Source organism: Gilliamella sp. B2887 (assembly GCF_026537015.1).
In the GTDB taxonomy this organism is placed as follows: domain Bacteria; phylum Pseudomonadota; class Gammaproteobacteria; order Enterobacterales; family Orbaceae; genus Gilliamella.
Window position 1 is genome coordinate 153,164 of sequence record NZ_JAFNMX010000001.1, and the last position, 15,368, is coordinate 168,531.

Below are 15,368 nucleotides of genomic sequence, written 5' to 3' on the forward strand. Positions count from 1 at the left end.
TTTACTTTTACTGATATATAAATTAATTTAATACTTTTATTAAGTTACCTAAGGAGTCATTTATGGCGACAATCTCTTTTCTTAATACTCCCTTCATCATCAAAAATTTATCATTAAAAAATCGTATTGTAATGCCCCCTATGTGCCAATATCAAGCAACCGATGGTATGCCTAATGATTGGCATTTTATTCACTATGTATCTCGAGCAATTGGTGGTGTAGGTTTAATTATTGTTGAGATGACAAATGTCGCTCCTAATGGACGTATTTCACCTAATTGTCTTGGGTTATGGAACGATGATCAGCGTGATCAATTTAAACGCATTGTAGATGCTGTACATGCTCAAAATGGTAAAATTGCCATTCAAATTGCTCATGCCGGTCGAAAAGCTTTAGGTGCTTCAGATGTTGTATCTTGTTCACCTATTCTTTACGATGGTTCAAACGAAGCCAATTCTAAATGGCAATATCAAATGCCAAGAGAATTATCAAAAGATGAAATCAAAGATATTATTAAAAAATTTGAAGAGTCAACAAAACGAGCCGTTGAAGCAGGTTTTGATGCCATTGAAATTCATGGTGCGCACGGATATTTAATTCATCAATTCAGTTCCTCAAAAACGAATCATAGAACCGATGAATATGGTCAGGATAAATTATTATTTGGTGAACAAGTTATAAAAGCAGCTAAATCTGTCATGCCTAGCGATATGCCACTTATTATCCGTTTTTCAGCGCAAGAATATAGTAAAGATGGATATGATATAGAATATGGGCGCCAAATAGCAAAACGCTTTGCTGATGCAGGAGCTGATATTTTAGATGTAAGTGGCGGCGGCGATGGTCAATTAGATCCAGCTCATACACCACTGTTTCATGCTGGATATCAAGTATATCTTGCTCGGGCGATCAAACAAGCAATCAATTTACCAGTAATCACTGTTGGCATGCTAGAAGATCCTTACCTAGCAGATTATGTATTAAGTACTGGTGATGCTGATCTAATCGCTATTGGACGAGGATTATTAAATGATCCGTATTGGGCAATACATGTACCATCTTCACCATTTGTACCAGCACCTTATCAAGTTGCTTTCAAATAATTCGACTTTGAATAAAATCCTGTAAACACATTACAGGATTTCAATACTCAGATAAAATTAAATATGCATTGCATATTTAATAAGTTGTTTTTTCAATGGTGAACAATTATCTATAGCATTCATACCGATAGTTCTTAGCGTTTTTTTCAATATATTATCACCATGAAACATATCTTGAATAGTTCTCATCGCAGTTAACATTACTAACGTATCTTTACGACGAGTGAATTGAAAAGATTTTAAATTTTCAGCAAGTCCAAAATCTTTTTGTTTATCATGTAACTGTTTAATGGTCGAAACTAATAAAGCAGAATCCTGAAAACCTAAATTCACTCCTTGCCCTGCTAGAGGATGAATAGTATGTGCTGCATCACCAATTAACACTAATCGATGTTTAATAAATTGTCTAGCCAAACGCGCTTTCAAAGGAAACACCGTACGTTTATTAATTACTTGGCATTTGCCTATTTTATCATCGGTTAATTTAAACAATTCTTGGCAAAACTTATATTCAGAAAGCGAGGTTAACATTGTTGTTTGATCAGGTTTAGTTGACCATACTAAACAACTTTTATTTTCTTGCCAAAGTGGTAAAAACGCAACAATACCATTTGGATAAAAAATTTGTTTGGCACAAGACTGATGGGGATATTGAGTCTCAACTGTTGTAATTAATGCATGATGAAGATAATTACGTTCAAAAACTGAAATTTTTTCGTGGTTTCGCAACCAAGAGTGTGCACCATCAGCACCAACAATCAGTTTAGCTTGTAAAATAGTATTATCAGATAAAGTTAAAAAAGCATAATCGGCATTATAAGTATTATCAATGGCTGTGAGATTAAAAATTGTTATATTGTGATTTTCTTCAGCAAATTGATACAAACAGTGAGAAATTAGATTATTTTCGATAATATAACCAAGATTAGGATACCCATAATCTTTTGCATGAGCTGAAAGATGTGCTAAACCGTTTTTTTCCCATACACCTATTTCGGTAAATTCTTGTACACGATGACTATTGAATAAATCGCTCCAAATGCCTATTTTAGACAAATACCTTTGGCTAGCACCATTAATTGCTGAAGCTCTAACGCCTATTTCGTGGTGAGGAAAAGATTCATAGCAATGAACCCTAGCATCGATAATCGCAATCTTTAAATCATATTGACTAAGTGCACAAGCCGTAGCTAGCCCAACTAAGCCACCACCAACAATGGCAACATCAAAATAAGTATTCATAAGATCAGTGGCTACTTATTATCTTTTTTTAATTCACTATCATCATTCATCGCTTTTTTAAAGCTTTTTAATGCAAAACCAAGATCTGAACCTAAATTACGCAATTTTTTAGTACCAAATACTAAAACGACCACGGCAAGAAACACTAAAAGGTGTGGGATACTAAATGACATAATAAAACCCTCTTACTTAACTACTCTTATCTATTTAAACATTTTCTTAGACGCAAGTTTTAATGAGGTATCATTATACTCTTTTTGTGAAAGGATTTCATAACTAGATTACGAATAAAAAAAAGACCTGTATAAACTATACAGGCCAACATGAAATATAAGGAATATAAGGAAAGAAAACAATGAAAAATCCTTACACTGCTTATTATCCATTTTTTTTCGCTTCAGTCAACGTTTTTATTTGTTTTTTTGTTTTATAAAAACGAATCATTAAAAACAAGAATAAAACATTAAAAATCATAATATTAAATCAAATTGATACTAAAATTTAGCCATTCCGCTAATTAGATTAAAATCAAAAATAAAATAAAAAAATGTTATTAACCATAAAAATAGCATAAACAAGACACAAAACAACAGATTTAAACCGAAAAATATCATTCATCAATTTTTTTCTAAATATCGGTACAACTATCTTAAAACGCAAAAAAACATTTTTCACAATATTATAACTCGCACAAAAAACGTTAAACCGAAGAAAAACACATTAAACACATATTATTCCCAATACCATGTATATAAAACTTAAAAAATATGCTCTATAATTAGCGAACGGATGAAAAAAGAAAAACGAGACAGAAATGAATATGATCAAAAATAAAAATGTCAAAACCTTCAAAGACAGACTATACAACTCGATGCAAGGTTTATCTGTTTCTGCTTTTGCGAAGAAATGTGATATGTCAGAAACTGTTATCAGGGATTATTTATCAGGAAAAACTTATCCCTCACTTACTCGTTTAGAGGTAATAGCTGAAAAATGTAATGTTTCATTTAACTGGCTTGCAACAGGTTACAGACTTGAAGTATTTGATCCCAAAGATGATGATGATGATGTATATAATGAAAATATATATCGTATTCCTGTTTATAAAAAACAATTACCGACAAAAGAAGAAGCACAATATCAACGTTTTATTCGTGAAACACCGCCAGTAATGAATTACCCAGTTGTAGAAGGCTGGGCATCCCATCGTGGTTTAGACATAAAAAAATTAATTCTCTATTGGGCAAAAGGTGATTTAATGTCTCCTGAAATTGAAAATAATAATGGACTTATTATAAACACGGATATCACTGAAATTATTGATGGAGCGATATATTTAATCGAATATGAAAATTTCACCCTATTAAGAAAAATTCGTCTAACGCTGAGCAGTTGGATTTTAATATGTAACAATAATCAATATCCAACAATTGAAGTACCTAAAGCACATTTTGATAAGTACAATATCGTTGGTCGTGTTGTACAAATAATTAAAGACGTCTTCTAAATTTAATAAATAGAAATCTTCTGTTTTTCAATATATAATTGCTGATGTGGGGAAATATTAATCAGATCTTTCCTCACTATTTTTTATATTCATAACTTATTTCATGATAGGTAGATAGTTAAGCAATGTTTATTTAAAATTTCACATAAAATTGGATGTTAGAATAATTGATATCTATTAACCCTAAACTTGTATTCCAATATCACTAATATATTTACCAAACAAATATCATTTTAATAATTAGGTCTTTTATGTATCGATTTTTTGAAAAATTGGTGTCGCCTTATCCTAAAGATGCTCCTCAACCGGCGGCTAAAAACTTTTTTAGTTTTATATGGCAGTCAACCAAAGGCACTCGCATATTTATGCTATTATTAATCTTATTGAGTGGATTAAGTGGTGCTTTCGAAGCTTTTTTATTTGCAGCATTAGGTAAAGTGGTCGACTGGCTCGCAGACGCTGAACCATCTAAATTTTGGCAGCAAGAAAAAACAACATTAATTATTCTGGCTATAATAATTTTAGCAAGCACACTGATCATTAGTTTACAAACGATTATTAAACATCAATGTCTCGCCGGAAATTTTCCAATGAGAATGCGTTGGAATTTGCATAGATTGGTTCTTAACCAAAGTATGCGCTTTTTCCAAGATGAATTTGCTGGGAGAATATCAGCAAAAGTGATGCAAACATCCCTTGCTGTTAGAGATACTTGTTTTTTAGTCGCGGATATTTTTATCTATGTTCTTATTTCATTTATTGCTATGGCGGCTGTTATTGGGCAATTAGATCCTTGGTTATTAATGCCTTTTCTTGGTTGGGGTGTGCTTTATGGGATTGCGATGTACTACTTTATTCCACGCTTAAGTAAAGTTGCTAGCATGCAGGCAGACGCGCGTTCTACCATGACCGGAAGAGTCACCGATGCTTATACCAATATCATGACCGTTAAACTGTTCTCACATGCAGGTAATGAAGCCAAATACGCTCAAGAATCAATGGATGAGTTTTTAGTTACCGTTAATCAGCAAATGCGTTTAGTCAGCAGTTTTGAAATTGTAAACCATATATTATCTATTACGTTGATACTTTGCACGACTGGTATTGCTTTATGGTTATGGACCGATCAATTAATTGGCATTGGAGCAATTGCCACAACTACCGCCGTCGCATTACGATTGAATGGTTTTTCTCACTGGATCATGTGGGAACTTGCTGCTCTATTTGAAAATATTGGTGTAGTAAAAGATGGCATCAATACATTTTCTTCAACTAAAACTGCTCACGATCAACCAAATGCAACAGAACTTATTGTTAAGCAAGGTAAAATAGAGTTTAAACACATTAATTTCAATTATGATATCAACAGACAAAAGTCAACCATTCAAGATTTGGATTTAACAATTAATTCAGGTGAAAAAATAGGTTTAGTCGGTCGTTCTGGAGCAGGGAAATCTACACTTATTAATTTATTATTACGCTTTTATGATTTACAAAGTGGTAAAATTATTATTGATGGACAAGATATCAAAACTGTTACTCAAGAAAGCTTACGTGCTCAAATTGGTATGGTAACTCAAGATACATCCCTATTACATCGCTCTGTACGAGAAAACTTGATCTATAGCAACAGTCAAGCCACTGAAGAAGAGATGATTACAGCAGCGAAAAAAGCTCATGCTGATAGCTTTATTCAAACACTTGTTGATGCAAATGGTCGAACAGGCTATGACGCATTTGTAGGAGAGAGAGGCATAAAATTATCAGGTGGACAACGGCAGCGCATTGCAATTGCCAGAGTAATATTAAAAAATGCTCCCATTCTATTATTGGATGAAGCTACCAGCGCACTGGATTCTGAAATTGAACAAGCAATTCAAGAAAGTTTATATACTTTAATGGAAGGCAAAACCGTTATTGCCATTGCTCACCGGTTATCAACTATCGCAGCAATGGATAGATTAGTTGTACTTGATCAAGGTAAAATTATTGAGCAAGGAACTCACAAAGAGTTGCTCGATAAAAATGGACTATACGCTCAACTATGGAAACATCAAAGTGGTGGATTCTTAGGGGAAAATGTGTAAACATCAATCTATTACAACAAAGAGTGATAGGACACATATAAGATTAAGTACTAATATGTGTCCTTGATGAGTTAGTCAATCAGTTAATAAAATTTTTATAAAACTCTGATTCAAATCGCATTATTGCACTATTTTTTGGTTCTCCTCGTGTATCAGCATGATATCCTGATAATAACTGCACAAACGCCAAATATTTACCATTGTTCTTTTGAATAAATCCAGCCAGATTATAACTACCTTGAATATAACCCGTTTTGGCTCGAATGGTTTCCTTAAATGGGATTTGATTAAAACTTTTACGATTTTGCAAAGTACCATCAACTCCAGCAATCGGTAGCATTTCAATAATTCCTAACTGCTCATTATTCGCTGAAATATATTGTAATATTTCCATTAATTTGTCTGCACTAACTAAGTTTAATCGGGATAATCCCGATCCATCAACAATGACTAAATTTTCAAGATTAATACCGGCTTTCGTTAGTAAAATTTGTTTGACTGCATCACTACTATTACGCCAAGTCCCTGCTATATTGTAATAATGTACCCCAAGAGTTCTAAAAATAGCATCTGCATATAAATTATTTGATTTTTTGAGCATAACAGTCAGTATTTCAGAAAGTGGGACTGATTGACTGGAAGTGAGTAAAATCAGTTGTGAATTATTTTTTTTATTCTTCTCTAAAATTTTACCATTAAGAACGATTTTTTGTAATTTAAGCTCTTTTTTTAAAATTGCAGAAAAATAAGCTGCTCCATCAAGTACCGCAAATTTTAATGGTATTTTATTATTACCTGAAGCAATGCATCCTGATAGGTAATAACGATTTTTATCCGAATAACTCACATCTAACTCACAATATTTATCATTCAAATCTTTACTATTAGTGGAAATCGTTTTGATATCAGCAGATACCACTACTGGAATATTAGATGATACTGAAACAGATGCTTTAGAGCCCACCTTTCCTGGTATAACTGTTGCATAAAAACAATTATCGTTTATGATTGCAGCTGAGGGAGGTGCATTATAACAAGCGGTTAAATTATTCCATGACCAACCCGCAGCTTTATCATGACTGGCAAAGACTGAAGTGTCTAAAATGATATTTCCAGCAATTTTTTCAATACCTTTTTGGTGCAGTTCAGTAAGCATTATTTTTAATCTATCACTAGAGAAAGTAGGATCCCCACTTAATTGTATGATAAGGTCCCCATTTAACTGCTTATTACTTATTGAACCATTAGTTTTCATAAGAGTTTTAAAGCGAAAATCACCCCCTAATTCAAGCTGTGCAGCTAAAGCGGTAATAACTTTTTGAGTACTAGCTGGTTGTTTAAATTGATCACTCTTATATTTTGCTAATGTTTTCGGATTACTACCAACAGATTGAACTAAAATAGATAAATCACTTCCTTTAGGTAACGTTGATAAATAAGGTTCTATTGACTGTGCATGTAATAATCCTGATAGAAAAAGAAGAATACATAAAATAATTATCCTGATATTATTCATGAAAATTGGCTCAAAATGTTATTTAACTATAATAGTCAATGGTTTTTTTCAAATATAACTTTTTTTGATTTAGCTAGCAATATATACTATATCACTTTTATACTTACATAGTACCGTTTATATAAAACAGTTCCAATTTCCCAAATTATCTGTGTATCAATATTATAACTAGGTGTCATAAATATGATTCAACACTCATTAGGATTTCCAGTAGAAACAGTATTAGTATTCGTTGGGTTATCCCTAACTGCAATTATTATCGACTTATATGCTCACCATAATGATAAACCTATCAGTTTAAAAAATGCAATTGGATGGTCAATTTTTTGGATAGCTGTTGCATTATGTTTTGCTTTATTTCTATATATTCATCATGGTAGTACAACAGCAAGTTTATTTATAACTGGTTATATACTTGAAAAAGCATTATCTGTCGATAATCTGTTTGTTATTATGGCCATTTTTTCATGGTTTACCGTCCCCAATAATTACCGTCATCGCTTGCTTTACTGGGGAGTTATTGGTGCCATTATTTTCCGAGCAATATTTGTAATAATTGGAACAAGCTTATTATCTTTAGGTCCATGGATGGAATTAGTTTTCTCAGTTATGGTTGCTTTTACGGGAATAATGATGCTAAAAAATCATAATAGAGATGAAGAAATTAAAGATTACTCCCATCATATCGCCTTTCGCATAGCAAAACATATTTTTCCTTCTTATCCTAAAATTGTAGGGCACACTTTTTTATTAACTCAAAAACAACTCGATACCGAACTAGCAAAACCAGAAAACAACGATTTAGTTGGCAAAATTTCTAAAAGTGCCGTCTATGCAACACCGCTATTTCTATGTATTGTTGTTATTGAACTCAGTGATGTTATGTTTGCTTTTGACTCAGTCCCAGCGGTGATTGCGGTTAGTCAAGAACCATTAATTGTTTATAGTGCCATGATTTTTGCTATTTTAGGACTGAGAACGATGTATTTTGTCTTAGAAGCTATGCGACAATATTTAGTTCATCTTGGTAAAGCAGTCATCTGTTTACTATTTTTTATTGCTGGTAAATTAGCTTTAAACGCCAGTAATCACCTGTTTGGTTACGGACCTGATATAAGCCCAACCTTTAGCCTTTATATCGTTTTAGGAATTTTAGTCCTAGGTATTATTGCCAGCTTTATCTGGCCAGAAAAAAATAATGAGTAACTGAACTGGAATTGGCAGGAGACCCTGCCAATATATTTAATTTACATTATTGTCTTTTTAATGAACGAATATAATAACTTACACCCAATATCATAAACCAAATAGGTGTTGCAATTAAAGCTTGACAAGTATCTTTCTCTAATGTAAGCAACACAATCATAAATGCAAAAAAGACCAAACAGACAAAGCACATCAAAATACCGCCAGGCATTTTAAAGCTAGATTGTTCATGCAAATCTGCTTTCTTACGACGATAAGCAATATAGGAAATTAAAATCATTGACCAAATAAACATAAATAAAATAGCTGAGATAGTCGTAACTATGGTAAATGCCTCCATCACATTAGGCACAAGATAAATCAATACCACTCCACCAAATAAGCAAAGACAAGAAAACCACAAACCATTAGCTGGAACCGAGCGACTTGACAACTTTCCGAAAGGCTCTGGCGCATCTTGTTTTTTTGCAAGTCCAAATAACATACGACTCGTTGAGTAAATACCACTATTAGCCGAAGAAGCTGCTGAAGTCAGTACGACAAAATTAATAACGCTTGCCGCAGCCGGTAATCCTATTAAGCTAAATAATTCAACAAACGGACTTTTATTTGGTGAAATAAATATCCAAGGTGTAACACTCATAATTATGATTAGAGAAAACACATAGAAAAAGATAATTCGAGCAGGCACAGAATTAATTGCTCGTGGCAAATTTTTATCTGGATCGACGGTTTCTGCGGCGGTAGTACCAACCAGCTCAATCCCTACAAAAGCAAAAATTGCAATTTGAAAACCGGCAAAAAAGCCTATAGTACCATTAGGAAAGAAGCCACCATATTCCCATAGATTTGAAAATGCTGCTGTTGTATCAGTTTGAGTGGAATGAAATGAGATTAAAATTAGCATAACTCCAATGGCAATTAATCCTACAATCGCAACAATTTTAATCATTGAAAACCAAAATTCTGTCTCACCAAACATTTTTACGGTCAATAAATTTAAGGTTAATAATAAAATAACCGTCAAAAACATCGGTATCCACGACTGTAACTCAGGAAACCAGTGTTGTGAATACCCCGCAATGGCAACAACGTCTGCAATTCCGGTAATAACCCAGCAAAACCAATAAGTCCAGCCGGTAAAAAAACCAGCCCAAGGACCTAAAAGGTCATTGGCAAAATCGCTAAAGGATTTATACTTCAAATTAGAAAGAAGTATTTCACCCATTGCACGCATAACAAAAAACAGGATAAAACCAATAACCATATATACCAAAACGATCGAAGGTCCAGCGAGACTTATCGTTTTACCTGACCCCATAAATAAGCCTGTACCGATTGCACCACTAATGGCAATTAATTGGATATGTCGGTTAGAAAGGTTTCGCTTTAGATCATGGTTAGAGGATTTAATGCTCATTGCTATTATTACCTTTTATTTTCACAATTTTCCGATTCAAAGAGTATGAGACTATAAAGTCTATAGAATCAAATCGCAAGCTGAATTGTTATGAAAACTTTTTATGGATTCATAATAATTATCTATAGTTTCTTATAATAGAATTGTGTAGCATAACCAACTATCCTTTATAACTTATTATAATAAATGATTAATATGAAACAAAATAACCATTGCTTTTATTTATCAGTCTTATTTATTTTGATTATCTTATCAGTATCAACTGGCTGTCAAAGCAATTTAAATAAAAATACTAAACAAGATCAACAATACAGCGATGGTAAGTTGCTCTTACCTTTTAATGTATCACCTACCCATTTGAGTTATCCTGTTAACATATCCGATTATGTTATTCAGATTGCAAAGATTGAATCTTCATCCCCGGAGTTGTATCGTCAAAATGAACATATTTATACCGCTATTAATAACTGGATTACTAACTTATTAGATTTCGATGAACTTCTTAAAGTCGGATTAAATAGTTATGGGTTGGCTGGACAAGATGGCTATGGTAATGTACATTTCACTGGTTATTATACACCTGTCATCAAAGCAAGACATACCCCAACATTAGAATTCAAATATCCTATTTATAAAATGCCAGCAATAACTAAAGGGCAATTGCCTAGCCGCGAACAAATTTATAATGGCGCATTAGCCGATAAAGGGTTGGAGATAGCTTACAGTAACTCTCTAATGGACAACTTTATTATGGAAGTTCAGGGAAGTGCTTATATTGATTTTGAAGATGGCAATCCTTTAGTATTTTTCAGTTATGCGGGTAAAAATGGTTATAGCTACTCAAGTATTGGGCAATTGTTAGTAAAACAAGGTGAAATAAAAAAAGAAGAATTGTCAATGCAAGCAATAAAAGATTGGTCTGAAAATAAAAGCGAAGAAAATCTTAAAAAATTACTGATTCAAAATCGTTCTTTTGTATTTTTTGAACCAAAATATAATGCAGAAGTAAAAGGTGCAGCATCCATCCCCTTAATTGCAAATGCATCGGTTGCTTCTGATAAGACATTAATTCCCATTGGCTCAGTGATATTAGCCGATGTTCCTCTTCTTGATCAAGATGGTCAGCATCGAGGTAAAAGAGAGACGCGATTAATGGTAGCACTAGATGTAGGGGGAGCTATAAAAGGTCAACACTTTGATCTTTATCTCGGGATTGGTGAAAAACCAGGCGCACTAGCTGGTTTTTACAATCACTATGGACGAGTATGGTTGATAAAACCTTAATTTACGAACATCGACGACATTAAAAGAACCTGTTAGAATAAACTAATATAAGTTGCATTAAGGATAACTCATGAGATTATGCGATCGAGATATCGAAACGTATTTACAAAATGGTAAATTAAAAATAACCCCTCAGCCCGCACAAAACTGCATCAATGGTGCAACTATTGATGTAAGATTAGGCAATAAATTTCGTACATTTAGGGAACATACTACACCTTATATTGATTTAAGCGGTCCTAAAGAACAAGTATCTGCGGTTTTAGAAAAAGTGATGAGTGATGAAATTGTATTATCTGAAGGTGATGCATTTTACCTTCATCCTGGTGAGTTAGCATTAGCCGTGACTTTGGAATCAGTTACAATTCCTAATGATTTAGTTGGCTGGTTAGATGGGCGCTCATCCCTTGCCAGACTTGGGCTTATGGTACACGTTACAGCCCATCGTATCGATCCTGGCTGGCAAGGACAAATTGTGCTAGAGTTTTTTAATTCCGGAAAAATACCATTAGCTCTTAGACCAGGAATGACAATAGGAGCACTTAGCTTTGAAACACTAACGGGTCCAGCAGCTAGACCGTATAATAGTAGACAAGATGCAAAATATAAAGATCAACATGGCGCAGTTGCTAGCCGTATTGATAAAGACTAAATCACCCAGTAGTTTTTATTCTGAAGGAATATTAACATGATCAAAAAAATATTAGTTACTCTTTTAATTTTAATCCTACTTTCTGCCATTGGTATTGTATCTCTTATTGTTTTTGTTGATCCTAATAATTATAGAGGATTTATTTCTAATACCGTTAAAGATAAAACAGGTTATGAATTAACTATTGATGGTAATTTACGATGGCACATTTGGCCACAAGTTAGCATATTAACTGATTCAGTTAAATTATCAGATATTGATGCCAAAAAACCAATTTTAACAGCAGATAATATGCGCCTTGATGTAGAACTGTTTCCTTTATTTTCAAAAAAATTAACGGTCAAAAATGTTTTTATAAAATCCGCTATTATCAATATTACCGATGAAAGTAAAGGACAAGTTTACAAACATAAAGCTCAACAACAAACAACTACAGATGAAAATCAAACTTCCCAAACTAAGCAGCAAAAAGACTCATCAAAATGGGCATTCACTTTAAATAAACTTGAAGTGTCTGATAGCACTGTTGTTTTACAAAATAAAGACGATTTCATTAATTTTAGAAATATTAATCTTGCTATCACTCAAAAAACAGATAAAAAAATTGCCATTGATGTTAAAGGCAATATCGACCGTAACCAGCAAGATTTTTCCTATGTGGCTAATGCTGATGTCGATTTAGCTTTATTTCCAGAAAAAGCCATAATTGATTTAAAGAAATTTAATTACATTTATAAAGGGATTGACCTTTCAGCCAAAGAATTGAAAGGCAATTTGAAAGGAGTAATTGATTATTATCACAATTCAAAACAATTAATGAGTAAAGATTTATCTTTTTCTGCTAATGAAAATTATTTTTCAGGCTCTTTTAATGCAAATTTTGATAAAAAACCTTATATAGATTTAACGATAGCGAGTAATGAATTAAATTTCACACCTTTTATACAGAAAGACAAAGATAAAAAAACAAATCAAAACATTACAATACAACAAACTCCGCCCGTTGTATCTAATGTTATAAATGTCGATAATGAACTAAACTTCCTTAATAATTTTAATGCTAAAGCAAAATTAGACATTAAAAAATTAAATGTTAATAATATGATATTCAATAATATCAATGTTGCTTTAGTCAATAATGATGGAGTAGCAACAATTCAAAATATCAGTGCTGACTTCGCCAAAGGGCACATAGCTGCTACCGGTATGGCAAATGGTAAACAAAAATATACTCAAATCAAGTTAATTCCAAAAATTAGTAATATTGATCTCAATACATTCTTCAACCAGATGGAAACACCAAATGATTTAGAAGGATTATTTAATGCGAACGGAGATATAGAGCTAAGTACATTATCCGCAAATAAATTATTAGAAAGCTTAAAAGGTAACTTATCAATCAATATATCCAACGCAAAATTAAACAAAATTAATATCAATAATATTATTGAAAATGCTGCAACTAAATATATCAAAGATGTTTCATCAACTGAAAATCTGAAAAATTATACAGAATTTTCTAAAATCAGTACGACTGCCTATTTCAATAAAGGGGATCTAGAATTAACAACATTGAATGCGCTTTCACCAACCCTTGAAGTGGTTGAAGGCTCAGGCAGAGTTGGTATGATTCAAAAAGATCTCGATATTAACATGAATGTTAAAATTCTTGGTGGATGGAACGGAAAAAGCGAAACTATTGCAAAGCTACAAAAGCTAGTAATACCAATGCATATTTATGGGGAATTTTCAAAACTTCATTATCAGCTTGATTTAGGTCAAGTGATTAAAGATATTTTTAATGATAAGTTACAAGAAAGTTTAGATAAATTTCGCAATAAACTAGAGAATCGAAATTCAAAAGATGACTCGAAATCGAATTCAAAGCAAAAAGCCGTCGATATGTTAGAAAATCTATTGAGTAAATAATAAGATAAATTAATTAATCAATATAATAAAAAAGGTGAGTTAAACTCACCTTTTTTATTGTTAGTACCGTTTTACTCTATTTACTATAGAATAAACTTACTAAGATCCTCATCCGCCACAAGTTTATCTAAATGGTCACTTACATATTTAGCATCAATAGTAACTGTTTTACCACTAAGTTCACTTGCATCAAATGAGACTTCTTCCATTAGACGTTCAAGAACAGTATGCAATCTACGAGCACCAATATTTTCATTTTGCTCATTTACTTGCCAGGCTGACTCAGCAATTTTACGAATACCATCAGGAGTGAAGTCAATATTAACACCTTCAGTTGCCATTAACGCTTTATATTGAACAGTTAATGATGCATTAGGTTCAGTTAAAATTCTTTCGAAATCTTCGCTTGTTAATGCTTGTAATTCAACTCGAATTGGTAAACGTCCTTGAAGCTCGGGAATTAAGTCTGATGGATTTGCTGTTTGGAATGCACCAGAAGCGATAAATAAAATATGATCGGTTTTTACCGAACCATGCTTAGTTGAAACAGTACAACCTTCAACAAGTGGTAATAAATCACGCTGAACACCTTCACGCGAAACATCTGGCCCAGAAGAATTACCTCTTTTACACACTTTATCGATTTCATCGATAAACACAATACCATTTTGTTCAACAGCTTCAATTGCTTCATGCTTAAGATCATCAGGATTAACCAATTTTGCTGCTTCTTCTTCAATAAGCTGTTTGAAAGCATCTTTTATCTTCATTTTACGAGCTTTTGTTTTTTGACCGCCTAAATTTTGAAACATTGATTGGAGTTGGCTGGTCATCTCTTCCATACCCGGTGGCGCCATAATTTCAACACCAATATTAACACCAGCTACTTCAATTTCAATTTCTTTATCGTCAAGTGCGCCTTCTCGTAATTTTTTTCTAAATGCTTGCCGAGCTGTTGAATCATTATTATTTTCAACTTGTCCCCAACCATCTTTAGCCGGTGGTACAAGTACATCTAAAATACGCTCTTCAGCTAGTTCTTGAGCTCTGTTACGATTTCTTTCAATAGTTTCTTGTCGAATCATCTTAACAGCAGAGTCTGTTAGATCTCGAATAATTGAGTCTACTTCTTTTCCTACATAACCAACTTCAGTAAATTTTGTCGCTTCTACTTTAATGAACGGAGCTCTAGCAAGTTTAGCTAATCTTCTTGCAATCTCTGTTTTACCAACACCCGTTGGTCCTATCATAAGAATATTTTTCGGTGTGACTTCATGACGTAATGCTTCATCAAGTTGCATACGACGCCAGCGATTACGTAAAGCAATTGCAACAGAACGTTTTGCTTTATCTTGTCCTATAATATGTTGGTTTAATTCGCTTACAATTTCGCGAGGAGTCATTTCAGACATAATAGTATTT

At 33.0% G+C, this 15,368-nt stretch carries 12 protein-coding genes; 7 read left to right on the plus strand and 5 right to left on the minus strand.

The genetic code is table 11. From position 1 onward, the window contains the following. The first annotated feature begins 62 nt into the window (after positions 1–62). Complete coding sequence (locus J3U13_RS00670) at positions 63–1,103, plus strand: NADH:flavin oxidoreductase/NADH oxidase (RefSeq protein WP_267339463.1); 1,041 nt, start codon at positions 63–65, stop codon at positions 1,101–1,103. Positions 1,104–1,160: 57 nt separating this feature from the next. On the opposite strand, the gene J3U13_RS00675 is transcribed toward J3U13_RS00670, so the two are convergent. Together J3U13_RS00675 and tatA are read right to left on the minus strand one after the other, a co-directional pair. Then, the gene (locus J3U13_RS00675; RefSeq protein WP_267339464.1) at positions 1,161–2,345 is read right to left on the minus strand and encodes an FAD-dependent monooxygenase; all 1,185 of its coding nucleotides are present in this window, start codon (positions 2,343–2,345) and stop codon (positions 1,161–1,163) included. 11 nt (positions 2,346–2,356) lie between these two features. Continuing rightward, a complete protein-coding gene (gene tatA, locus J3U13_RS00680) occupies positions 2,357–2,518 on the minus strand; it encodes a twin-arginine translocase TatA/TatE family subunit (RefSeq protein WP_416380321.1) in 162 nt (53 codons plus the stop codon). A 641-nt stretch (positions 2,519–3,159) separates the two neighbouring features. Here tatA and J3U13_RS00685 point away from each other — a divergent pair. Both J3U13_RS00685 and J3U13_RS00690 read left to right on the plus strand, forming a co-directional pair. Further along, on the plus strand, positions 3,160–3,852 hold the full coding sequence (locus J3U13_RS00685; protein ID WP_267339465.1) for a LexA family transcriptional regulator: 693 nt from the start codon (positions 3,160–3,162) through the stop codon (positions 3,850–3,852). A gap of 251 nt (positions 3,853–4,103) precedes the next feature. After that, positions 4,104–5,939, plus strand: a complete 1,836-nt coding sequence (locus J3U13_RS00690) for an ABC transporter ATP-binding protein (RefSeq protein ID WP_267339466.1) — start codon at positions 4,104–4,106, stop codon at positions 5,937–5,939. A 79-nt stretch (positions 5,940–6,018) separates the two neighbouring features. Here J3U13_RS00690 and dacB read toward each other — a convergent pair whose 3' ends face one another. Continuing rightward, a complete protein-coding gene (gene dacB, locus J3U13_RS00695; RefSeq protein ID WP_267339467.1) occupies positions 6,019–7,455 on the minus strand; it encodes a serine-type D-Ala-D-Ala carboxypeptidase in 1,437 nt (478 codons plus the stop codon). A gap of 183 nt (positions 7,456–7,638) precedes the next feature. Here dacB and J3U13_RS00700 point away from each other — a divergent pair, with 183 nt between their 5' ends. Further along, entirely contained in the window at positions 7,639–8,661 is a 1,023-nt protein-coding gene (locus J3U13_RS00700; RefSeq protein WP_267339468.1) for a TerC/Alx family metal homeostasis membrane protein, read from the plus strand. A gap of 46 nt (positions 8,662–8,707) precedes the next feature. Here J3U13_RS00700 and cycA read toward each other — a convergent pair whose 3' ends face one another. Next, positions 8,708–10,081 (minus strand): D-serine/D-alanine/glycine transporter, encoded by a 1,374-nt coding sequence (gene cycA, locus J3U13_RS00705; RefSeq protein ID WP_267339469.1) that lies wholly within the window; start codon positions 10,079–10,081, stop codon positions 8,708–8,710. A gap of 195 nt (positions 10,082–10,276) precedes the next feature. Here cycA and mltA point away from each other — a divergent pair, with 195 nt between their 5' ends. The 3 genes from mltA (at position 10,277) to asmA (ending at position 13,946) form a co-directional block, all read left to right on the plus strand. Next, the gene (gene mltA / locus J3U13_RS00710; RefSeq protein ID WP_267339470.1) at positions 10,277–11,365 is read left to right on the plus strand and encodes a murein transglycosylase A; all 1,089 of its coding nucleotides are present in this window, start codon (positions 10,277–10,279) and stop codon (positions 11,363–11,365) included. A 70-nt stretch (positions 11,366–11,435) separates the two neighbouring features. Then, on the plus strand, positions 11,436–12,017 hold the full coding sequence (gene dcd, locus J3U13_RS00715; protein WP_267339471.1) for a dCTP deaminase: 582 nt from the start codon (positions 11,436–11,438) through the stop codon (positions 12,015–12,017). A 36-nt stretch (positions 12,018–12,053) separates the two neighbouring features. Continuing rightward, positions 12,054–13,946, plus strand: a complete 1,893-nt coding sequence (gene asmA / locus J3U13_RS00720) for an outer membrane assembly protein AsmA (protein WP_267339472.1) — start codon at positions 12,054–12,056, stop codon at positions 13,944–13,946. An 83-nt stretch (positions 13,947–14,029) separates the two neighbouring features. Here asmA and hslU read toward each other — a convergent pair whose 3' ends face one another. After that, entirely contained in the window at positions 14,030–15,358 is a 1,329-nt protein-coding gene (hslU, locus tag J3U13_RS00725; RefSeq protein WP_267339473.1) for an HslU--HslV peptidase ATPase subunit, read from the minus strand. Positions 15,359–15,368 lie beyond the last annotated feature (10 nt).